At 73.1% G+C, this 20892-nt stretch carries 19 protein-coding genes; 10 read left to right on the top strand and 9 right to left on the bottom strand.

The features are described 5' to 3' along the window. Positions 1-118: 118 nt before the first annotated feature. The 3 genes from V6U82_RS07240 (at position 119) to V6U82_RS07230 (ending at position 2179) form a co-directional block, all read left to right on the top strand. Complete coding sequence (locus tag V6U82_RS07240; protein ID WP_030270561.1) at positions 119-418, top strand: hypothetical protein; 300 nt, start codon at positions 119-121, stop codon at positions 416-418. Positions 419-805: 387 nt separating this feature from the next. After that, positions 806-1429, top strand: a complete 624-nt coding sequence (locus V6U82_RS07235) for a DedA family protein (RefSeq protein ID WP_128136732.1) — start codon at positions 806-808, stop codon at positions 1427-1429. Between the two features lie 96 nt (positions 1430-1525). Then, on the top strand, positions 1526-2179 hold the full coding sequence (locus tag V6U82_RS07230) for a DUF998 domain-containing protein (protein ID WP_334459963.1): 654 nt from the start codon (positions 1526-1528) through the stop codon (positions 2177-2179). A 26-nt stretch (positions 2180-2205) separates the two neighbouring features. Here the strand turns inward: V6U82_RS07230 and V6U82_RS07225 are convergent, their stop codons facing one another. After that, positions 2206-3609 (bottom strand): NAD(P)H-quinone dehydrogenase, encoded by a 1404-nt coding sequence (locus V6U82_RS07225; RefSeq protein WP_334459962.1) that lies wholly within the window; start codon positions 3607-3609, stop codon positions 2206-2208. Between the two features lie 165 nt (positions 3610-3774). Between V6U82_RS07225 and V6U82_RS07220 the strand changes: the two genes are divergently transcribed. Further along, positions 3775-4230, top strand: a complete 456-nt coding sequence (locus V6U82_RS07220; RefSeq protein ID WP_013284020.1) for a gamma-glutamylcyclotransferase — start codon at positions 3775-3777, stop codon at positions 4228-4230. Positions 4231-4304: 74 nt separating this feature from the next. Here the strand turns inward: V6U82_RS07220 and V6U82_RS07215 are convergent, their stop codons facing one another. Genes V6U82_RS07215 through V6U82_RS07200 form a run of 4 tightly spaced genes read right to left on the bottom strand, consistent with a single transcriptional unit; the run spans position 4305 to position 7652 of the window. Next, complete coding sequence (locus tag V6U82_RS07215) at positions 4305-5267, bottom strand: GNAT family N-acetyltransferase (RefSeq protein WP_334459961.1); 963 nt, start codon at positions 5265-5267, stop codon at positions 4305-4307. 42 nt (positions 5268-5309) lie between these two features. Continuing rightward, on the bottom strand, positions 5310-6050 hold the full coding sequence (locus V6U82_RS07210) for an SCO6745 family protein (protein ID WP_334459960.1): 741 nt from the start codon (positions 6048-6050) through the stop codon (positions 5310-5312). A 43-nt stretch (positions 6051-6093) separates the two neighbouring features. Continuing rightward, a complete protein-coding gene (locus V6U82_RS07205; RefSeq protein WP_334459958.1) occupies positions 6094-7020 on the bottom strand; it encodes a hypothetical protein in 927 nt (308 codons plus the stop codon). 2 nt (positions 7021-7022) lie between these two features. Further along, a complete protein-coding gene (locus V6U82_RS07200) occupies positions 7023-7652 on the bottom strand; it encodes an MBL fold metallo-hydrolase (RefSeq protein WP_334459956.1) in 630 nt (209 codons plus the stop codon). A gap of 124 nt (positions 7653-7776) precedes the next feature. Between V6U82_RS07200 and V6U82_RS07195 the strand changes: the two genes are divergently transcribed. Then, positions 7777-8775, top strand: coding sequence for a DUF4349 domain-containing protein (locus V6U82_RS07195; RefSeq protein WP_334459954.1), 999 nt, complete (start codon positions 7777-7779; stop codon positions 8773-8775). On the opposite strand, the gene V6U82_RS07190 is transcribed toward V6U82_RS07195, so the two are convergent. Together V6U82_RS07190 and V6U82_RS07185 are read right to left on the bottom strand one after the other, a co-directional pair. Beyond that, entirely contained in the window at positions 8732-9991 is a 1260-nt protein-coding gene (locus V6U82_RS07190) for an amidohydrolase (RefSeq protein ID WP_334459953.1), read from the bottom strand. The genes V6U82_RS07195 and V6U82_RS07190 overlap by 44 nt on opposite strands. A 472-nt stretch (positions 9992-10463) precedes the next feature. Further along, positions 10464-12047, bottom strand: coding sequence for an acyl-CoA mutase large subunit family protein (locus V6U82_RS07185; RefSeq protein WP_128138622.1), 1584 nt, complete (start codon positions 12045-12047; stop codon positions 10464-10466). A 203-nt stretch (positions 12048-12250) separates the two neighbouring features. Here V6U82_RS07185 and V6U82_RS07180 point away from each other — a divergent pair, with 203 nt between their 5' ends. Beyond that, complete coding sequence (locus V6U82_RS07180; protein WP_334459952.1) at positions 12251-14263, top strand: serine/threonine-protein kinase; 2013 nt, start codon at positions 12251-12253, stop codon at positions 14261-14263. Between the two features lie 49 nt (positions 14264-14312). Further along, positions 14313-15977 carry a phospho-sugar mutase gene (locus V6U82_RS07175; RefSeq protein WP_334459951.1) on the top strand — a complete coding sequence of 555 codons (1665 nt, stop codon included), beginning with the start codon at positions 14313-14315 and terminating at the stop codon, positions 15975-15977. A gap of 55 nt (positions 15978-16032) precedes the next feature. Here the strand turns inward: V6U82_RS07175 and V6U82_RS07170 are convergent, their stop codons facing one another. Both V6U82_RS07170 and upp read right to left on the bottom strand, forming a co-directional pair. After that, positions 16033-16719 carry a GOLPH3/VPS74 family protein gene (locus V6U82_RS07170; RefSeq protein WP_120571671.1) on the bottom strand — a complete coding sequence of 229 codons (687 nt, stop codon included), beginning with the start codon at positions 16717-16719 and terminating at the stop codon, positions 16033-16035. A 168-nt stretch (positions 16720-16887) separates the two neighbouring features. Then, positions 16888-17520, bottom strand: coding sequence for a uracil phosphoribosyltransferase (gene upp / locus V6U82_RS07165; protein ID WP_091415454.1), 633 nt, complete (start codon positions 17518-17520; stop codon positions 16888-16890). 136 nt (positions 17521-17656) lie between these two features. Here upp and deoC point away from each other — a divergent pair, with 136 nt between their 5' ends. Genes deoC through V6U82_RS07150 form a run of 3 tightly spaced genes read left to right on the top strand, consistent with a single transcriptional unit; the run spans position 17657 to position 20869 of the window. Then, positions 17657-18616 carry a deoxyribose-phosphate aldolase gene (gene deoC, locus V6U82_RS07160; RefSeq protein WP_334459949.1) on the top strand — a complete coding sequence of 320 codons (960 nt, stop codon included), beginning with the start codon at positions 17657-17659 and terminating at the stop codon, positions 18614-18616. Between the two features lie 5 nt (positions 18617-18621). Then, positions 18622-20052 (top strand): aldehyde dehydrogenase family protein, encoded by a 1431-nt coding sequence (locus V6U82_RS07155; protein ID WP_334459948.1) that lies wholly within the window; start codon positions 18622-18624, stop codon positions 20050-20052. Then, positions 20045-20869, top strand: a complete 825-nt coding sequence (locus tag V6U82_RS07150; protein WP_334459946.1) for an aldehyde dehydrogenase family protein — start codon at positions 20045-20047, stop codon at positions 20867-20869. The genes V6U82_RS07155 and V6U82_RS07150 overlap by 8 nt, the downstream gene beginning before the upstream one ends. The last annotated feature ends 23 nt before the right edge of the window (positions 20870-20892 follow it).

Raw genomic sequence — 20892 nt, 5'->3', positions numbered from 1 at the left:
CCGACAGCCGCCGCTCATCTGATCGGGGGTACCGCGCTCCGGCAGGCCGGGTGTTTGATCAGTCTCCTTAACTCTTCATTAAGCAAAATTTTGCGTGGGGGAAATGAGGGGATCCTGGATGCCGATCAAGGGATTAGTCGCCGGCGTTCTGGTCGCGTGGATGCTGGTGGCAACCGTGGGAGCGCGATACCTCAGCGACCGCGCTTTTGTGCTCGCCGTCAGCGCCGTAATGGTGGTCACGCTTCAGGTGGCCCAGCGGCCGGCGGTGCTGCTGGAGGTGCTGCGCCTGGGCGAGTGGATCGGGTGGCGCCGCGCGCAGGCGTCTCGTCGTAGCCTCGTGGACTCCCCGACCGTTGACCTGAGTCAGTACCGTCAGCAGCGGCAGCAAGATCGACGGGTACACCACGGGTACAACTGAGGCCGGTAAACAAGGGTAGAACCGAGTAAAGTCCGGTAGGTGAAAGTCCAGCTCAGACCGCAGATCACGCGGTGAGTCGAGGCCATGAAGAGGCGGGTCGCCGGCACGGGACCTGCCGGCGACCCGCGGCGGCCCGGTCGTCAGGAACGGGGGACCCGACGACTCCGGTGCCGCGTCCGATAAACGGTACGCCGGGAATCGACGATGCGCCGCCCCGCCCCGGCGCGTGCGCCCCGGTGACCCGTCACTCGCGGGCGGGCCGCCTCGTTCCACATCTACGGCCTGCCGGTGTCGGCTGTCACCGTGCGGCGGGGCCGGAGGTGGTGACGCCGGACACGACGTCAGGCTCGATCCGGTCGAACGGAGAACCCCGGCGAGGTGGCGGTCGTGGCCGAACTCATCTCTGACGTCGCGTCGCCCATGTGGGCGTACGCGCTGCTGCTGATCCTGCTGATCGCCGACGCCTTCGTCCCGGTGGTGCCGACCCAGCTCTTGATGATCACCAGCGGGGCGCTGACCGTGTACGGCGGGCTCAGCCTGCCGCTGACCATCGCGGTCGGCGCGGCCGGTGTGTTCATCGGTGACCTGGCCTGCTATTTGATCGGACGCAGCACGCCGACCCGCCGCGCGGCACGCGCCACGCCACCCGGACGGGCCCGCCGGGCGGTCACCCGGGTCACCCGTGGACTGCGCGAACCGGGACCGCTGGTGATCCTGCTCTGCCGTTTCGTGCCCGGCGGCCGGATGGCGGCCTGCTTCTCGGCCGGGCGCAGCCGCTACCCGTACCGCCTGTTCCTGCCCTACGAGGCGGCGGCGGCGCTCGCCTGGTCCAGCTACGGCACGCTCGTCGGCCACCTGGGCGGTACGGCGCTGACCCACTCGGCGTGGCGGCTGCTGCTGATCGGCGGCGTGGCCGCGGCCGGGTTCGCGCTGGCCGGGTGGGCGATGACCTGGATCAGCAGCACCCGGCAGACCCGCCCCAAGGCCACCGCCGACTCCACCGGCAGTTGACCCTGTTCTCCGGGGACCGGTAGGGGACGACCCGGGGACCGAAGTGGGTGGTGGTCCCGGATCCGTCTGGGGCGGTTGCGGCGACAGGCTGGCCGTATGCCTGGAACGCGGAGAAGCGGCCTGCTGGCCCTCGGCGGGATCGTCCTGGCGGCGGTGCTCGCGGTGATCGGTCACCTCGAGGTGAGCAACGACCTGGATCCCTGGTCGCTGACCGTCAGCGACTTCGCCGTCTCGGACCGGGGCGGCGTCATCGACACCGCGATGGCGGTGCTCGCGGCGGCCAGCCTCGTGCTGCTGCCGGCGCTGCGCCGGGCCGGTGCGGGTCCGGTGCCGCTCGCGCTGCTGACCGCCTGGTCGGCCGGGTTGCTGGCCGCCGCCGTGGTGCCCACGAACGAGCCGGGTACGCCCATGGACACCGCCGCGTACGTGCACCGGTACGCCTCGGTGCTGTCGTTCCTGGCCCTGCCGGTCGCCGGCTGGCTGCTGGCCCGCCACCCGGTTGCCGGAGCCGCCGCCTGGCTGCGCGGCCTGACCGCAGCCAGCCTGGTGCTCGCCGGCGCGATGATCTGGTCCGCCTACCTCGGCGACCGGGCCCTGCTGGGCCTGATCGAGCGCCTGCTCATCCTCACGGAGACAGCACTCCTCATCACCCTCGCCTTGCACCTCGTCCTGACCAGAGTCGTCGATCATGGAGTGGTGGCCCCGCACAGACCGGGCATACCGGTCGGATCGGGGGCCGCAACTCCATGATCGACGAAAGAAGGTGCGCGACCCGACTACTCCAGTTCGTGGAGCATGAGCTGGCGGGCGGCCTCGGTGATGGAGCCGGACAGGCTCGGGTAGATGGTGATGGTGTGGGCCAGCTCGTTGACGGTGAGGTTGTTCTCCACCGCCATCGTGATCGGCAGGATCAGCTCGCTGGCCTTCGGCGCCACCACCACGCCACCGATCACCTGACCGCTCGCCGGCCGGCAGAACAGCTTGACGAAGCCGTCGGCCAGGTCGTCCATCTTCGCCCGGGCGTTGCCGGACAGCGGCAGCATGACCTGACGGGCCGGGGTCTTGCCGGCGTCCACCTCGTCCTGGGAGACGCCGACGGTGGCCAGCTCCGGGTCGGTGAAGACGTTCGCCGCGACGGTACGCAGCCGCAGCGGCCGGACCGCCTCACCCAGCGCGTGCCACATGGCGATCCGGCCCTGCATGGCGGCGACACTCGCAAGCGGCAGCACGCCGGTGCAGTCGCCCGCCGCGTAGATGCCGGGCACATTGGTACGGGAGACCCGGTCCACCGTCACGTAACCGCCCCGGGCCAGCTCCACGCCGTACTCGGCCAGGCCCAGGTCGGCGGTGTTCGGGATCGAGCCGACAGCGATCAGCGCGTGCGAGCCGGTGACCTGCCGGCCGTCGGAGAGCACCACCTCCACCCCGTCGCCGACACGGCGGACCGCCTCGGCGCGGGAGTTGTTCAGGATGCTCATGCCCCGGTTGCGGAACACCCGTTCGATCGCCATCGCGGCGTCGGCGTCCTCGTGCGGCATGACCCGGTCCCGGCTGGACACGAGCGTGACCTTGACACCCATGGCGAGGTACGCGCTGGCGAACTCGGCGCCGGTCACGCCGGAGCCGACCACGATCAGGTGCTCGGGAAGCTCGGGCAGGTCGTACACCTGGCGCCAGGTCAGGATGCGCTCGCCGTCCGGTACGGCGGTGGGCAACTGGCGGGGGGTCGCGCCGGTCGCGACGAGCACCGTCGACGCGGCGATGGAGTACTCCTCGCCGCCGTCGGCCGGGGTGACGATCACCCGGTGGGTGTGGCCGAGCGTGTCCTCGCCGAGCCGGGCCGTGCCGGCGACGAACTCGACCCCGGCCTTGACCAGCTTGGTGTGGATGTCGGCGGACTGGGCCAGCGCGAGCCGCTTGACCCGCTCGTGCACCGCCCGGGCGTCGACGGTGACCGCCTCCAGGCCGTCCGAGTGCACCCCGAACTCCTCGGTGTCCCGGTAGCCGGTGACCACCTCGGAGCTGGCGATGAACGTCTTGGAGGGCACGCAGTCGGAGAGCACGCAGGCGCCGCCGGCACCCTCCGCCTCGACCACCGTGACATCGGCGTCCAACTGCGCGGCGACCAGAGCCGCCTCGTACCCGGCCGGCCCGCCGCCGATGATCACGATCTGGCTCACGGAGCCGTCCCTTCGTTCGCGACTGCGGGGCTCCGCTCCGCTGCACTCCTCGCGCTCACGGAGCCGTCCCTTCGTCTGTGCTCACAGTGACTTTCTTCTCCCCGTCGGGTTCGACACGCACTGTCGTATTCTCCCCCACCCGCCAGCCGGGCTATCGTCGTCGCCGTGCGTCTCTACGCTGCTTACGGCTCGAACCTGGACCCCGCCCGCATGCGCGCCTACTGCCCGCACTCGCCGATGGTGGGCACCGGCTGGCTTGAGGGGTGGCGGCTCACCTTCGCCGGCGAGGACGTCATCGGGTGGGAGGGCTCGGTCAGCACCGTCGTCGAGTCCCCCGGTGACCGGGTGTTCGTGGCGCTCTACGACATCCACCCGTACGACGCCGCGCAGCTCGACGAGATCGAGGGCGTGACCGCTGAGACGTACCGCAGGCTGACCGTCCGCGTCTCGACGCTCGACGGCGACGTGACCGCGTGGGTCTACGTGTTCGACGGGTACGAGGGCGGGCTGCCCACGGCGTGGTACCTCTCGGAGATCGCCAACGCCGCGGAGAAGGCGGGCGCGCCGGACGACTACGTCACCGAGCTGCGGTCCCGCCCCACCGGCACCGCGTCCGCGTAGCGCGTCTCCCACACCCACAGTGTGCGCCGCGCGGCCTGCCGGTCGCTCGTCGACCCCGGTTCGGGGGTGCCGGGTCACACCCGCGAGGCGGGCACGCTCCGCTCGTACATGTCGGTCCAGCGCTCCTCCACCAGCCCGACGGAGCGGTAGAGCGTGACCGGCGCGGTCGGGTTGGCCAGGTCGACGCCGAGCCCGGCTCCGGCGCGGCCCTTCGCCGCGTAGACCGCGAAGGCCCGGCGCAGCAGCGCCGCACCCACCCCGCGACGCCGGTACGCGGGCAGCACCGACAGCGTCCGCACCCACCCGAGGTCCTGGTCGAGCGCCTGGTCGGAGGACTGGAGCGCACCGGCCGGCTCGCCGTCGACCTCGGCCAGGAACCACTCGTCCCAGACCTTGCCGTACGACGGCAGCAGGTCCCGCCACTGCTCGAAGTCGAGCGGGTCGTGGTCGGGGGTGTCCCGGAACGCGGTGTCGTAGATCCGGTGGAACAGCCGCAGGTCGCTCTCGTCGTCGGCGCGCAGCGGCCGCACGGTCACCCCGGGCGGGGGCGCCGGCTCGGCGGGCAGCCCGGCCAGCGAGCGGCTCATCCGGATGTAGCGCTTGATCCGGGTGAACCCGGCCTCGGTCAGCTCACCGGCCCAGCGGGTCTCCGGCGCGTACACGCCGGTGCGGGCGGTCAGCGCGGGCAGGCCCCGCTCGGCGGCCCGTTCGGCGACCCGCTCCAGCAGCCGCGCCAGCAGCGGCGCGCGCAGGTCGGCGCCGCGGTCGGGGTCGACGAGGACGTCCACCCACTCCCGGCCCACGCCGCTCGGGTTGGCCAGGATCGACCAGGCCACCGCCGTACCGTCCGGGTCGGTGACCAGCCAGGAGTCGCGGGCCGGGTCGACGTACGGCGCGGTCAGCGCGGACCGCACGTCCTCGTCGTCGAAGTCGGGGTAGCCCACGGCGAACGTGTCGGCGGCGTGCACCACCGCCAGGATCGCGGGCACGTCGTCGAGGGTCGGGCGGCGGGCCGACCAGCCGGCGGGGAGCGTCACGGGCCAGATCCTGGCAGCCCGACCGGCCGTGTCGCCTCCCATTTATCCGCCGCGGGCGCGCTGCCTCGCGGCGCCGAGCAGACCCAGCAGCTCAGCGCCCTCGGCGGTGCTCAACGCGCGGAACGCCGCCGACGCCAGCCGGTCGGTCACCGCCTCGGCCCACAGCCGGCGCCGCACCAGCGGCCCCACCGGCGGGTACGGGGGCACCCAGCCGCACGCGGCCGCACCCGTCTCGCCCTCCGGCCCGGCCAGCACCGCCTCCAGCGGCGTCAGCCCGGCCGCGCGCACCGCCAGCAGGTACGCCCCGGCGAAGTGCTCACGCAGCAGCAGCATGCCCACAGCCGCCCGCGCACCGGGCGACGGATCGGGCACCGGCATGGCCCGCCAGGCGGCGAACAGCGGCATGCCGCTGCCGTCCGCCGCGTCGACCGCCCGGCCCAGCAGCGCGGCGAGCCGCGACGACTCGGCGCCGTCGCCCAGCCGGGCGGTGCCCCACCGGCAGCACTCGGCCAGGTTGGCGGCGGCCACCTCCAGCGGCGGGACGGTCCGAGCGGCGGCGTCCCAGCCGTCCGTGACCGCCTCCGGTGCGATGAAGCCGAGCGCCGCGGCGACCGTCTCGGCGCGGACGTCACCGAGCGCCCCGGCCCGGCCGGTGATGTAGAAGGCCCATCCGGAGATGCCGAGCAGCCGCGCCCGGCGCAGCGTGGACGGGCAGCGGGCGAACGCCTCCCCGAGTTCGAGCACGAGCGGTTTGCAGGCGGCGGCGAGTTGTTCCGGGGTCATCGGCCGCCCGTCGCCGTCACTCCACCGTTGCCGTTCATCACGCTCAGTCTGCCGCGTGGTCACCGGTGTCGGCATCCCCCTCTTCGGCGTCGAGCGCCTCCAACACGGCCTCCACCTCACCGGCCCGGCGCCGGGCCGCGGTGACCGCCCGTTCCGCGCCCCGGCGGGCCAGCCGGGCCCGGCTCAGCTCCTGCTCGGCCACGGCCCGGCGACGTTCCAACTCGGCCAGTTCCGTCTCGATCCGGTCCAGCGTCGCGGCGCCGTCCCGCTCGGCCGCGTCGGCCGTCGCCAGCTCCTTCTCGGCCCGGTCCAGGTCCGCGCGGGCCCGGGTCAGCTCCCGGGTCGCGGTCCGCCGCCGCCCGGCCCGTTCGGCCCGCGCCGCCCGCTCGTCGCGGGCCCGGCGCGCGTCGGCCCGCTCGGCCGCCCGATCCGGTACGACCGGCTTCTCCTCGCCCCCTGTCACGAGCCGGAGCTGGGGGCGGGGCACCTCGCCGAACCCGGCGTAGTGGCTGGCCCGCAGCAGGCGTCCGGCGCGTACCTGCTCGGCCACCTCGGTGTCGGACAGCGCGGCGTTGAGTGTCGCCTCCACCTCGCCCAGCGGCAGCTTCCCGGCCGGAGGCGCGGCGGGCTCGGCGGCGGCGAGCCGGCGTACCTCCGACACCAGCGCGCCCACGACGGCACGCCGCTGCGCGGAGAGTTCGCGGAGCTTGCCGCCGCGCAGGTCGCGCTGCGCGGCGCGCAGCGACTCGGCGAGCTGGGTGAGGTCGGCGACCAGCTCGGGCCGGCGGATCGCCAGCAGGTTGACCAGCCAGGCCGCCACGGTGGGGCGGCGCAGCTTGCCGATCTGCCGGGCGGTACGCGGGTCGCCGGACTGCCGCGCCTGCGCGACGGCGGCGTCCCGGGCCGCGACGAACCGGTCCGGCGGCGTGGCGTAGAGCTGCCGGATCACCTCCGCGGGCACCTCGGCCATGGTCAGGCGTCGATCCGGGTGCCCGGCTCCAGACGGCGGTAGTCGGTCTTGGACATCGCCGTGTACTGCCGGTCCAGCACGCCGAGGCCGTTGTCGTTGAGCAGCCCGTCGTGCAGCGCGTACGCCCGGCGCGGCGCGACCGCGCGGATGAAGTCGACCACCTCGGAGAACTTCGACCAGGGCGCGTGGATCGGGGCGAACAGCGTGTCCACCTGCACGTCGTCGGGCACGAACAACGCGTCGCCCGGGTGGTACACCACGTCGGCGAAGAGGTAGCCGACGTTCTGGATCACCGGGATGTCCGGGTGGATGACCGCGTGCTGCCCGCCGTACGCCCGCACCGGCACCCCGGCGACGGTGAACGACTGTCCGGGCTCGACCGTCACCAGCGCCTCGGCGGCGTCGCCGAGCACGCCGGCCAGCGATGCCGGGCCGTGCACCGGCACCGGCCGCCGCTCCAGCGCCCGGGTCAGCGTGCCGACGTCCACATGGTCCGGGTGTTCGTGGGTGATCAGCACCGCGTCGGCCCCGTCCAGCGCCGCCGGATCGCTGAAGACACCCGGGTCGACGACGAGCACCGCACCGTCGTGCTCCAGCCGGAGACAGGAGTGGGCGTACTTGGTCACCTGCATCGTGACTCCTCGATTATCGAATCGTGATGTCCTCAGCGCAGTCTGCCGGAACCGGCGCGACCACGCGTCACGTCCGAGGTATCGGTCCCGGTGCGCGGGGCCGCCGACGATCGGAGTACGGGGTATGGGTGGACGACGACGACTCCGGGGCGTGGCCCTGGTGGCTGTGGGTCTCGCAGCGGCGCTGAGTGTGGGCGCGTGCGGCGCGGGCGGGGACAGTGGCAGCGACTCGGCCGCGCCGGCTGCCGACGGGGGCGCGGGGCGTGAGCAGGCCGCCGAGGGCGGTGCGGACGGCGGTGGCGCGGACCGCGACCAGGCCGCTCCCGGCGGCACCGGCGGCGCGGACCTGCGGGTCGACCAGAGGTCCATCATCTACACCGGAACCATGCAGGTCCGGGTGGACGATGTGGAGGCCGCCGCGCGGGAGGCGACCACCGCTGTGACAGCGGCCGGCGGGTTCGTCGGCGCGGACCGCCGGTCGAGCCGGGCCGCCGAGGCGCGGGCGGCGCTGACGCTGCGGGTGCCGGCGGACCGGTTCACCTCGGTGATCGACCAGCTCGCCGGCCTCGGCCGGCAGGAGCGCCGGGAGATCCGCACCGAGGATGTCACCGAGCAGGTGGTGGACCTGGACGCCCGGATCGCCACCCAGCGGGCGCGGGTGGAGAGCGCCCGCAAGCTGCTCGCGCGGGCCACCTCGGTGGACGAGTTGGTGCGGCTGGAGAACGAGGTGGGCACCCGGCAGGCGGACCTGGCCTCGCTGGAGGCCCGCAAGCGCCGGCTCGCGGACCTGACCTCGCTCTCCACCATCACCGTGACGTTCCTCGGTCAGGACGCCAGCACCGCCGAGGAGGAGGCCGACCTGGGCTTCCTGGCCGGGCTGGGCGGCGGCTGGACGGCGTTCCTGGCCTCGGCCCGGGTCCTGCTCACAGTGCTCGGCGCGGTGCTGCCCTTCGCGGTCGTGATCGGCGTACCGCTGTGGTTGCTGCTCCTGTGGCGGCGCCGGGTGCGGGCCCGGCGGACGCCGCCGCCCGGCCCGAACCCGGGGGCGCCGATGCCGCCGGGGCCGCCCGGCGGTCCGGTCAGCGCGCCGCCGCCAGTGCCCGCAGCGCGGTCTGGACCATGAGGCGTACGCCGGCCTCGATGGCGCGCTCGTCCACGTCGAACGACGCCCGGTGCAGGTCCACGTTGGGCCCGCTGCGGCCGACGCCGAGGCGGGCGAGTGCGCCCGGCACGTGCTCCAGGTACCAGGAGAAGTCCTCGCCGCCCATGCTCTGCGGCGTCTCGGCGATGCCGTCGGGGCCGAGCGCCGCCGCGGTGGCCGCGGTGAGCACGCCGATGGCCCGGGCGTCGTTGGTCACCGGGGGCCGGCCACGCAGGTATTCCAGGTCGACAGTGGCGCCGGTGGGTGCGAGCACGTCCCGCACCACCTGAGCCACGATCTTGGGCGCCTGGTCCCAGGTGTCGCGGTCCATCACCCGCAGGGTGCCGGCCGCGCACGCCTCGGACGGGATGACGTTGTAACGGGTGCCGGCCGAGGCGTGGCCGAACACCAGCAGCAGCCCGCTGTTGGCCGGCACCCGGCGGCTGATCAGCGTCGGCACCTCGGTCACCAGGCGGCCGAGCGCGTCCACCAGGTCGACGGTCAGGTGCGGGCGGGCGGTGTGCCCGCCCGGCCCGGTGAGCCGGACGGTGACGTTGTCGGCGGCGGCGGTGATCGGGCCGACCCGCAGGCCGACCTTGCCCACCGGCAGGTTCGGGTCGCAGTGCAGCGCGAAGATCTGCACCACGTCGTCCAGGCCGCCGGCCTCGATGACCTCCAGCGAGCCGCAGGGCAGGATCTCCTCGGCGGGCTGGAAGATCAGCCGGACCCGGCCGTCGAGGCGGCCCGTGTCGGCGAGCTGGGCCAGCAGCATGCCGACGCCGAGCATCACCGACGTGTGCACGTCGTGGCCGCAGGCGTGGCAGACGCCCTCCACCGTCGAGCGGTACGGCACGTCCTTCGAGTCGCTCAGCGGCAGCGCGTCGATGTCGGCGCGGAGCGCGATCACCGGGCCGTCCGGGCGTCCGTCGATGTCGCAGACGACGCCGTTGCCCTTGGGCAGCAGGCGCGGCTTGAGACCGGCGAGGGACAGCTCGCGGTGTACCAGCGCGGCCGTCTCGAACTCCTCGCCGGACAACTCCGGGTGGGAGTGGATGTGACGGCGCGTTTCGATGAGGCCGGGTACGCGCAGCGCGAGCAGATGGTCGAGCTCGAAGGGCAGGGGCTGGTAACCGGTCGGCGCCTCGGGCCGGGACGACGACAGCAGGCCGCCGGAAGGCAGCGTCAACGCACTCGTCACGTCGAATTCTCGATCACTAGAAGTGGATGGATCTTCGGGTCGGACAGCAGACAGCCTAGACCTCCGGCGGTGACGCTGCGCAACATCTTTCGCGTAGCGGTCGGACCGCGCAGCGTCACGAATCCCCTGGTGAGAGGGCTCGAATATCTGCGGGACAGCAGGTAGATCGCGGTCGAACGCCGTCATCCGCCTCCCACCTCCTACAACGCGTAACCGTTTCAACGGCCACAAATACCGACCCGTCGTTCCGAATTGTCGCATTAGTCGCGGCAATTAACTGCCGCTCCGACAATTGCACGACAACCGTCGGCTGTCGGAAGACTCCCGACGGTGACACGAGCGCCCGACCGCCGACCGCACAGGCTGTCCGTCCCGTTCACCCGATCCGGTTACCCGAATCGCCGAATCGCACACGCGAAGGCGGCCCGCGCCGCACACCGAGGGTGCACGGCGGGGCCGCCTGGGGACGGGGTCAGAACCGGTCGCTGGGCCGGTAGATCCCCCACACCTCGCGCAGCGTCCCGCAGACCTCGCCGACCGTGGCGCGGGCGCGCAGCGCCTCCTTCATCGGGTAGAGCACGTTGGCGTCCCCCTCGGCGGCGGCACGCAGCTCGGCCAGAGCCCGCTCGACCGCGCCCGAGTCCCGCTCGGCACGCAGCCGGGCCAGCCGCTCCCCCTGCGCCGCCTCGATCGCCGGGTCCACCCGCAGCGGCTCGTACGGCTCCTCCTCGTCGATCTGGAACCGGTTGAGCCCGACCACCACCCGCTCACCCGAGTCGATCTCCTGGGCGATCCGGTACGCGGACTGCTCGATCTCCCGCTTCTGGAACCCGGCCTCGATCGCGTCCACCGCCGAACCGTGGTCGAAGACCCGGTCCATCAGCTCGGTGGCGGCCGTCTCCACCTCGGCGGTCATCGCCTCCACCACGTACGACCCGGCGAACGGGTCGACGGTGGCGGTCAGGTCCGTCTCGTACGCCAGCACCTGCTGGGTCCGCAGCGCCAGCCGGGCCGCCTTCTCGGTGGGCAGCGCGATGGCCTCGTCGAAGCTGTTGGTGTGCAGCGACTGGGTGCCGCCGAGCACCGCGCCGAGGCCCTGCACCGCCACCCGGACCAGGTTCACCTCCGGCTGCTGGGCGGTGAGCTGCACGCCCGCGGTCTGGGTGTGGAAGCGCAGCATCATCGACTTCGGGTTCTTCGCGCCGAACTCGTCGCGCATCAGCCGGGCCCAGATGCGCCGGGCCGCGCGGAACTTGGCGACCTCCTCCAGCAGCGTGGTGCGGGCCACGAAGAAGAACGACAGCCGGGGCGCGAAGTCGTCCACGGCCAGCCCGGCCGCGAGCGCCGCGCGGACGTACTCCACGCCGTTGGCGAGCGTGAACGCGACCTCCTGCGCGGGCGACGCGCCGGCCTCGGCCATGTGGTAGCCGGAGATGGAGATGGTGTTCCACTTCGGCACCTCCGCCCGGCAGTAGGCGAAGGTGTCGGCGACCAGCCGCAGCGAGGGCTTCGGCGGGAAGATGTACGTCCCGCGGGCGATGTACTCCTTGAGGATGTCGTTCTGGATCGTGCCGTTCAGGGCCGCGCCGGGCACGCCGTTCTCCTCGGCCACGAGCTGGTAGAGCAGCAGCAGCACCGAGCCGGGCGCGTTGATGGTCATCGACGTGGAGACCTTGTCCAGCGGGATGCCGCCGAACAGCGTGCGCATGTCCTCGATGGAGTCGATGGCGACACCGACCTTGCCCACCTCGCCGTGCGCGATCGGGTCGTCCGAGTCGTACCCCATCTGGGTCGGCAGGTCGAACGCGACGGACAGGCCCATGGTGCCGGCGCGCAGCAGCTGGTGGTAGCGCGCGTTGCTCTCGGTCGCGGTGCCGAACCCGGCGTACTGTCGCATGGTCCAGGGCCGGGACGTGTACATCGTCGGGTAGACCCCGCGGGTGTACGGGAACTCGCCCGGCTCGCCCAGCCGGGCGTCCAGGTCCGCCGGAAGGTCTGCCGCCGTGTAGACGCCCTGGATCGGGAAACCCGACTCGCTTGACCGCGCATCGCTCATTACCGGATGGTAGGACGCGCAGACCGCCAGGCGGGTGAGGGATACCGCACACCTCACGGCGGCGACCCACCGGAGGTGAGCGGCCGACCACATACCGTCGAGTAGGCAAACGCCCGCCGCGTCGGGTTTCGCATCGGGCGTCGGAACCAGCAAGATAGGGGGGTTGTGTCCCAGCCCCCTCGATATCCCCCGGTGGCTTTTCTGTGACTCAGATTCCGACGTGGAGCGGCGGACCGGCCAGTCCCCCCACTGGACGCGCGGCGCCCGGCACCACCATCGGTGGTCGCTACTCGCTGCGCTCCCCCGTGGGCAACGGAGGCATGGGCACGGTCTGGCGGGCCACAGACACGTTGCTGCGCCGTGATGTGGCGGTCAAGGAGGTCGTCCTGCCGCCGGGGCTCGCCCCGAGCGACCGTGACGCGCTCTACGAACGGACGCTGCGGGAGGCCCGTGCCGCCGCCGCGATCCAGCACCCGGCAGTGGTGCAGGTCTACGACGTGGTCACCGAAGGTGGGCGCCCGTGGATCGTGATGGAGCTGCTGGACGCCCGCAGCCTGGCCGACATGGTGATCGAGGACGGGCCGGTCGCACCGCGCGCCGTCGCCAAGATCGGGATCGCGCTGCTCGGCGCGCTGGAGGTGGCGCACGCCATCGGCGTGCTGCACCGCGACGTCAAGCCGGCCAACGTGCTGATCTGCACCGACGGCCGCTGCGTGCTCACCGACTTCGGCGTCGCCCGGATGCCCACCGACGTGCAGCTCACCACGCCCGGCATGGTGCTCGGCTCGCCGCACTTCATCTCCCCCGAGCGGGCCATGGGCCAGGAGTTCGGGCCGCCGAGCGACCTGTTCTCGCTCGGCGTGACGCTCTACACGGCGGTCGAGGGCCGGCCCCCGTTCGACAAGGGCGACCCGATCGAGACCATGCACGCCGTGGTCGAGGACCCGCCCGCCACGCCGCAGCGCAGCGGCCCGCTGACCGGCGTGCTGATGGGGCTGCTGGAGAAGGACCCGGCCCGCCGGATGGACGTGCACCGCGCCCGGGCCAACCTGCGCGAGCTGCTCGCCGGGCCACTGACCAGCACCGCCACCGCCGTCAACTCGGTCACCGACCCGTACGCGGTGGTGCCGGTGCCGCGCCCGACCACGCCGCCGGCGATCGCGGCGGAGCCGAAGCCGAGCGGGCAGATCGGCGGCCGGGCGATGATCGGCCCCGACGAGTCGCTCACCGACCGCCTCGCCGCGCTGCGCCGCGGCGAGCGGCCCCAGGCCGAGAAGGCCGCGGCGGGTGCCGCCGCGCTCGACGAGACCAGCGCCGACGCGCTGGCCGGCCCGCTGCACACCCCGACCGGAGCGATGTCCGGGCCGGGCACGCCGGAGGCCACCCAGCGCATCTCGCCGGACGCCACGGTCCGGCTCGGCCAGGGCGCCGGAGCGGACGCGACCCAGGCGGTGCCGACCGCTTACGGCCGCACGGTCGACGCCACCCAGCCGGTGTACGGCGGCAACCAGTGGTCGGTTCCCGGCACCGGCCAGGCGTGGACCACCCCGGCCACCGCACCGGCCGCCGCCGGTGGTGGCGGCGGCGCGCTCGGCAGCGCCAAGGGCCTGCTCGGCCGGGTGAAGGCGTGGCCGCGCAAGGTCCAGCTCGCCGCCGCCGGTGGCCTCGCCGTGGTGCTGCTGGTGAGCGTGATCGCGCTGACCAGCGGCGGCGACGACGCTCCCCCGCCGATCGTGGGCACGCTGCCGTCGAACTCGGCCGCCGCCTCGCCGGTGGAGATGCAGGAGCAGACCGTCAAGGGCATCACCGTCCAGGTCCCGAAGGGCTGGGACCGCAAGACCGGTGGCGTCTTCGTCGACTACGTCGACCCGCAGGACGAGAGCCGCAAGGTGCGGCTGCTGGCCGAGAACTGGGGCGGTACGTCGGTCAGCTGGGCCGAGTTCGCCTCCCGCAACCTCCGCGACAAGAGCAAGTCGTGCGCCAAGCCCTACGAACAGCTCGCGATGACCGAGACGACGCTGGCCGGAAAGCCGGCTGCCGAGTTCGAGTACACCTGCGGCGAGGGCGACGAGAAGCGGCACGGCGTGTGGCGGGGCGTGGTCCAGGGCGGCAAGGTCTACTCGTTCTACCTCTCCTCCAGCGACGCCACCTTCGCCGAGAGCAAGCCGATCTTCGACGCGATGGCCGGCTCGTTCCAGCTCACGGCGGCCAACTGAGTCGAGGCCGACGGCCGGTGGTGATCCGCCGCCGTGCTTTCATGAGGCAATGGCGGCGGAAACCACTGACCTTGACGACCTTCGCGTACGAGCCGAGCGCTGGCTCGCCGACGACCCGGACCCGGTCGGCCGCGACGAGCTGCGCGCGGTCCTCGACGGGCTGCCCGGCACGGCGGCCGACCTGGCCGACCGGTTCGCCGGTCCGCTGACCTTCGGCACCGCCGGGCTGCGCGGCCCGCTGCGGGCCGGGCCGAACGGCATGAACCTCGCCGTGGTCACCCAGGCCGCCGCCGGGCTGGTCGGCTGGCTCGCCGCCCAGGGCGGCGAGGGCCCGCTGGTGATCGGGTACGACGCCCGGCACGGCTCCCGTGCGTTCGCCGAGCGCACCGCTCAGGTGGCCACCGGTGCGGGCCGTCCGGCGCTGCTGCTGCCCCGGCCGCTGCCCACGCCCGTGCTGGCGTTCGCGGTCCGGCAGCTCGGCGCGGTCGCCGGGGTGATGGTCACCGCCAGCCACAACCCGCCGCAGGACAACGGCTACAAGGTCTACCTGGGCGCGCAGCTCGGCGGTGACCTGGGCGCGGGCGCGCAGATCGTGCCGCCCGCCGACGCCGGCATCGAGGCGGCCATCCGGGCGGTCGGCCCGCTCGCGGCGGTGCCGCTCGGCCCGGCCGGTCAGGTGCTCGGCGACGACCTGGTGACCGCGTACGTCGAGCAGGCCGCCGCCGTGGTGGACCCGGCCGGACCACGGGACCTGAAGGTGGCGTACACGCCGCTGCACGGGGTGGGCGCCGCGGTGCTGACCGCCGCGTTCGCCCGCGCCGGTTTCGGCGTGCCGGGCGTGGTGCCCGAGCAGGCCGAGCCGGACCCGGCGTTCCCGACCGTCAGCTTCCCCAACCCGGAGGAGCCGGGCGCGGTGGACCTGCTGGTCGCGCTCGCCGACCGCACCGGCGCGGACCTGGCCATCGCCAACGACCCGGACGCGGACCGCTGCGCCGTGGCGGTACGCGACGCCGGGTCCTGGCGGATGCTGCGCGGTGACGAGGTGGGCGCGCTGCTCGCCGACCACCTGATGCGGCGCGGCGTGACCGGCCTGTACGCCACCACGATCGTGTCGTCGGCGCTGCTGCGGGCGATGGCGGCGGCCCGGGGCCTGCCCTACGACGAGACGCTCACCGGGTTCAAGTGGATCGTCCGGGCCGGCGGGGGCCGGGAGCCGCTGGTGTACGGCTACGAGGAGGCGCTGGGCTACTGCGTCGCGCCGGGTCACGTCCGCGACAAGGACGGCATCACCGCGGCGCTGACGGTCGCCGAGCTGGCCGCCGGTCTCAAGGCCGAGGGCCGTACGCTCCTCGACCGGCTGGACGAGCTCGCCGCCGAGTTCGGCGTGCACCACACCGAGCAGCTCTCGGTCCGGGTGGAGGACCTGCGGGTGATCGCCGACTCGATGGCCCGGATCCGGGCGGCCACCCCGACCGCGCTGCTCGGGCAGCCGGTGACCGAGGCGTCCGACCTGCTGCCCGACGCGGACGTGGTGATCCTGCGCACCGGCGCGGCCCGGGTGGTGATCCGGCCGTCCGGCACCGAGCCGAAGCTCAAGGCGTACCTGGAGGTGGTGGAGCCGGTGGGCGGCGGCGACGTGCCCGCGGCCCGGCAGCGCGCGCGGGCCGCCGTGGCCGAGCTGCGCAACGAGATCGCCGCCGCCCTGGGGCTCTGACGGCCCGGTGCGTCCGTCGTCGCTCCGGCGGCGACGGACGCACCGGTCAACGGCCTCAGCTCGCGGCGGGCCGCTTGCCGAGGGCGGCGTCCACGGCCTGGCCCAGCGCGGCGATGACCAGGCTGATCGACGGGCGAACCACGCTGTCGTCCAGGCTGACGGTGCCGGAGAACCCGGCGCCGGCGGCGATCTCCTCCAGGCGCCGGCCGGCGTCCTCGGCGGCCGGGCCGGTCAGCCCCAGCGCGGGTTCCATCCGCAGCACCGCGACGAGCGTGGCCAGCGCGGCGGTCCGCTCGTCCGGGAGCTGTCCGCTGGTCAGCGCGTCGGCCAGCCGCTGCCGGATGTCCGCCTCGACCGAGGCGTCGGCCACCGGGTAGCGGTGCACGTGGATGAAGCCCAGCTCGGTCTCGTCCACGTCCCGCACCACGCCCCGGCCGCAGAGGTCGGACAGGATCCGGTCGCGCAGCCCGTGCCGCAGCCGCTGCACCCACGACGACGGCGTGTGCGGGGTGTCCGCGGCGATCTTGGCGAGGACGGCGTCCGCGATCGGCTCGCCGGTCGGGGCCGGGTCGACCACCGCCAGGTTCCCGTCCGCGTACGCGACCCGTCCGGCCAGGGCCAGCTCGACCAGCACGGCGGCGGCCATGCCCAGGTCGAGGCTGATCCGCGGCATGGTGGCCTTGCCGGTTTCGTCGTCATACGCGAGGAGCAGCAGCTCCTCGGCGAGCGCAACACCAGTCATGGCCCGGAACGCTAGCGCCTCCCCGCACCCCCGCGCATCGACTCGCCGGGGCCGCCCGATTCACGCCGAGAGGCCCCTTGCCTCGCGGGAAGGGGCCTCTCCACCGATCGCCGGATCGTCCGGGCGCCGGGGTCGCCGGATCGGAACCGGAGTCCCGGGACGGCCGGGTCAGAAGCGGGGCATGCCGCCGAACTGGCGGTCACCGGCGTCCCCCAGACCGGGGACGATGAACTTCGAGTCGTTGAGGCCCTCGTCGATCGAGGCGGTGACCAGGCGCAGCGGCAGCCCGGAGCGCTCCAGCCGCTCGATGCCGACCGGGGCGGCCAGCACGCACAGCACCGTGATGTCGGTGCAGCCACGGTCGGCGAGCAGCCGGCAGCAGTGCTCCAGCGAGCCGCCGGTGGCGAGCATCGGGTCGAGCACCAGCACCGGCAGGCCGGCGAGGTCGCGCGGCAGCGACTCCATGTACGCGCGGGGCTCGTACGTCTCCTCGTCCCGGGCCAGGCCGACGAAGCCCATCGACGACTCGGGCAGCAGGCCGAGCGCGGCGTCGGCCATGCCGAGACCAGCCCGCAGCACCGGCACCAGCAGCGGCGGGTTCGCCAGCCGGGTGCCCTCGGTGGCGGTGACCGGGGTCTGGATCGAGTACTTCTCGACCGGGAAGGAGCGCGCGGCCTCGTACACCAGCATGGTGGTGAGTTCGCGCAGCGCGGCCCGGAACGACGACGAGTCGGTCCGGGCGTCCCGCATGGCGGTCAGCCGCGTCTGGGCGAGCGGATGGTCAATGACGGTTACGTCCACGATCGCTCAACCTACCGTCCGACGGTCGGGTACAGGGCGGGTGCGGTACGACCAGCGACACCGCTCACGTATGACGCTCACGACCGGTCCGTCGTGAGCAAGATCACTCGACTCGCGGGTGCGTACTATTCGGGGCATGACGGCGACAACGACGTCGGCCCGGTCGGACCTCACCGAGCTGGGACGATCCGAGACCGCTCTGCGGACCTTCCTGCACGGCCTGCCCGGCGTGGACCAGGTCGGCGCGGAGCAGCGGGCGGCGCAACTCGGCACCCGCTCCATCAAGACCACTGCCAAGGCCGAGGCGATCGACCTGGCGATCCGGATGGTCGACCTGACCACCCTCGAAGGGGCGGACACCCCGGGCAAGGTGCGGGCGCTGGCGGCCAAGGCGCTGCGCCCCGACCCGGCCGACCCGAGCTGCCCGCACGTCGGCGCCGTCTGCGTCTACCCGTCGATGGTCCCGTACGTGGCCGAGGTGCTGCGCGGCAGCGGCGTGCACCTGGCCAGCGTGGCGACCGCGTTCCCGTCCGGCCAGGCGCCGCTGGAGATCAAGCTCGCCGACGTGCGGGCGGCGGTCGAGGCGGGCGCGGACGAGATCGACATGGTGATCAACCGAGGCGCGTTCCTGGCCGGGCGCTACTCCGAGGTCTACGACGAGATCGTGGCCACCAAGAAGGCGTGCGGGGACGCCCACCTCAAGGTGATCCTGGAGACGGGCGAGCTGGCCACGTACGACAACGTGCGGCGTGCCTCCTGGCTCGCCATGCTCGCCGGCGGCGACTTCATCAAGACCTCCACCGGCAAGGTCCCGGTCGCGGCCACCCTGCCGGTGACGCTGGTGATGCTGGAGGCGGTCCGCGACTTCCGCGCCGCCACCGGGCGTCAGGTCGGCGTCAAGCCGGCCGGTGGCATCAAGACCACCAAGGACGCCATCAAGTACCTGGTCATGGTCAACGAGACGGTCGGCGCGGACTGGCTGAGCCCGGACTGGTTCCGGTTCGGCGCGTCGAGCCTGCTCAACGACCTGCTCATGCAGCGCACCAAGCTGACGACCGGCGTCTACGCCGGCCCCGACTACTTCACCCTGGACTGAACGCGATGTTCGAATACGCTCCCGCCCCCGAGTCCCGCTCGGTGGTGGACATCAAGCCCTCGTACGGGCTCTTCGTCGACGGCGCGTTCGTCGACCCGGCCTCCGGCGGCAGCTTCAAGTCGGTGAACCCGGCCTCCGAGGAGGTGCTGGCCGAGATCGCCGAGGCGGGCACCGACGACGTGGACCGCGCGGTCCGCGCCGCCCGGAGCGCGTACGAGAAGGTCTGGGGTCCGATGCCGGGCCGGGACCGGGCCAAGTACCTGTTCCGGATCGCCCGGATCATCCAGGAGCGCTCGCGCGAGCTGGCGGTGCTGGAGTCGCTGGACAACGGCAAGCCGATCAAGGAGTCCCGCGACGTCGACCTGCCGCTGGTCGCCGCGCACTTCTTCTACTACGCGGGCTGGGCGGACAAGCTGGAGCACGCCGGGTTCGGCCGGAGGCCGAAGCCTCTCGGCGTGGCCGCGCAGGTCATCCCGTGGAACTTCCCGCTGCTCATGCTGGCCTGGAAGATCGCCCCGGCGCTCGCCGCCGGCAACACCGTGGTGCTCAAGCCGGCCGAGACCACCCCGCTGACCGCGCTGCTGTTCGCCGAGATCTGCCAGCAGGCCGACCTGCCCGCCGGCGTGGTGAACATCGTCACCGGCGCCGGTGACACCGGCCGGGCGCTGGTCGAGCACCCGGGCGTGGACAAGGTCGCGTTCACCGGCTCCACCGAGGTCGGCCGGGCCATCGCCCGCTCGGTAGCCGGCACCCGCAAGAAGCTCACGCTGGAACTGGGCGGCAAGGCCGCGAACATCGTCTTCGACGACGCCCCGATCGACCAGGCGGTCGAGGGCATCGTCAACGGCATCTTCTTCAACCAGGGCCACGTCTGCTGCGCCGGTTCCCGGCTGCTGGTCCAGGAGTCGGTGGCCGACCGGGTGCTGGAGTCGCTCAAGCGCCGGATGGCCCAGCTCCGGGTCGGCGACCCGCTGGACAAGAACACCGACATCGGCGCGATCAACTCGGCCGCGCAGCTCGCCCGCATCCGGGAGCTGTCCGACGCCGGGTCCGCCGAGGGCGCGGAGCGCTGGTCGCCGCCGTGCGAGCTGCCCGAGCGCGGCTTCTGGTTCGCGCCGACCATCTTCACCGGCGTCACCCAGGCGCACCGGATCGCCCGCGAGGAGATCTTCGGCCCGGTGCTGTCCGTGCTCACGTTCCGCACCCCGGCGGAGGCCGTTGAGAAGGCCAACAACACGCCGTACGGGCTGTCGGCCGGGATCTGGACCGACAAGGGTTCCCGGATCCTGTGGCTGGCCGACCGGCTGCGCGCGGGCGTGGTGTGGGCCAACACGTTCAACAAGTTCGACCCGACCTCGCCGTTCGGCGGCTACAAGGAGTCGGGCTACGGTCGCGAGGGCGGCCGGCACGGGCTGGAGGGGTACCTCAATGTCTGAGCGGGTCGCGGTACGCAAGACGTACAAGCTCTTCATCGGCGGGAAGTTCCCGCGCAGCGAGTCGGGACGGTCGTATCTCGTGCAATCCGCGAACGTGTCTCTTGCCTCCCGGAAGGACGCGCGGGACGCGGTCGTGGCCGCCCGCGCCGCGGTGAAGGGCTGGGCCGGGGCGACCGCGTACAACAGGGGTCAGATCCTCTACCGGGTCGCCGAGATGCTGGAGGGCCGGCGCGAGCAGTTCGTGGCCCTTGGCGTCCCGGCCGACGAGGTGGACGCGGCGATCGACCGCTGGGTCTGGTACGCGGGCTGGTCCGACAAGATCGCCCAGGTGTACGGCGGCGCGAACCCGGTGGCCGGCCCGTACTTCAACCTGTCCGCGCCGGAGCCGACCGGCGTGGTGGCGGTGGTGGCCCCCGAGGAGCCCGCGCTCCTCGGCCTGGTCAGCGTGATCGCCCCGGCGATCGTCACCGGCAACACGGTGGTGGTGGCCGCCTCCCCGGCGGCGCCGCTGGCCGCGGTGACGCTGGCCGAGGTGCTCGCGACCTCCGACCTGCCCGGCGGGGTGGTCAACATCCTCACCGGCCGGCTGACCGAGACCGTGCCGGCGCTCGCCGCGCACATGGACGTCAACGCGATCGACCTGACCGGCGTCGCCGACGCCGAGCTGGCCGCCGACCTGGAGATCAAGGCCGCGGAGAACCTCAAGCGGGTGCTGCGGCCGGCTCCGGCCGACCACGACTGGTACGCCGACCCCGGCATCACCCGGATGACCACGCTGCTGGAGACCAAGACGGTCTGGCACCCGAAGGGCGTCTGAGCCGGGTGGTCCCCGGGGGTCGG

The organism is Micromonospora sp. CPCC 205554 (assembly GCF_036902745.1).
Taxonomy (GTDB): domain Bacteria; phylum Actinomycetota; class Actinomycetes; order Mycobacteriales; family Micromonosporaceae; genus Micromonospora; species Micromonospora tulbaghiae.
The sequence above is the reverse complement of the archived record's forward strand: the minus strand, read 5'-3'. Positions and strand labels throughout refer to the sequence as shown.

What these genes read in the sequence shown, in the direction of transcription:
- V6U82_RS07240 (WP_030270561.1), top strand. Translation starts at nt 119, where the DNA reads ATGCCGATCAAGGGATTAGTCGCCGGCGTTCTGGTCGCGTGGATGCTG.
- V6U82_RS07230 (WP_334459963.1), top strand. Translation starts at nt 1,526, where the DNA reads ATGCCTGGAACGCGGAGAAGCGGCCTGCTGGCCCTCGGCGGGATCGTC.
- V6U82_RS07210 (WP_334459960.1), bottom strand. Translation starts at nt 6,050, where the DNA reads ATGACCCCGGAACAACTCGCCGCCGCCTGCAAACCGCTCGTGCTCGAA.
- V6U82_RS07205 (WP_334459958.1), bottom strand. Translation starts at nt 7,020, where the DNA reads ATGGCCGAGGTGCCCGCGGAGGTGATCCGGCAGCTCTACGCCACGCCG.
- V6U82_RS07200 (WP_334459956.1), bottom strand. Translation starts at nt 7,652, where the DNA reads ATGCAGGTGACCAAGTACGCCCACTCCTGTCTCCGGCTGGAGCACGAC.
- V6U82_RS07195 (WP_334459954.1), top strand. Translation starts at nt 7,777, where the DNA reads ATGGGTGGACGACGACGACTCCGGGGCGTGGCCCTGGTGGCTGTGGGT.
- V6U82_RS07185 (WP_128138622.1), bottom strand. Translation starts at nt 12,047, where the DNA reads ATGAGCGATGCGCGGTCAAGCGAGTCGGGTTTCCCGATCCAGGGCGTC.
- V6U82_RS07175 (WP_334459951.1), top strand. Translation starts at nt 14,313, where the DNA reads ATGGCGGCGGAAACCACTGACCTTGACGACCTTCGCGTACGAGCCGAG.
- V6U82_RS07170 (WP_120571671.1), bottom strand. Translation starts at nt 16,719, where the DNA reads ATGACTGGTGTTGCGCTCGCCGAGGAGCTGCTGCTCCTCGCGTATGAC.
- deoC (WP_334459949.1), top strand. Translation starts at nt 17,657, where the DNA reads ATGACGGCGACAACGACGTCGGCCCGGTCGGACCTCACCGAGCTGGGA.
- V6U82_RS07155 (WP_334459948.1), top strand. Translation starts at nt 18,622, where the DNA reads ATGTTCGAATACGCTCCCGCCCCCGAGTCCCGCTCGGTGGTGGACATC.
- V6U82_RS07150 (WP_334459946.1), top strand. Translation starts at nt 20,045, where the DNA reads ATGTCTGAGCGGGTCGCGGTACGCAAGACGTACAAGCTCTTCATCGGC.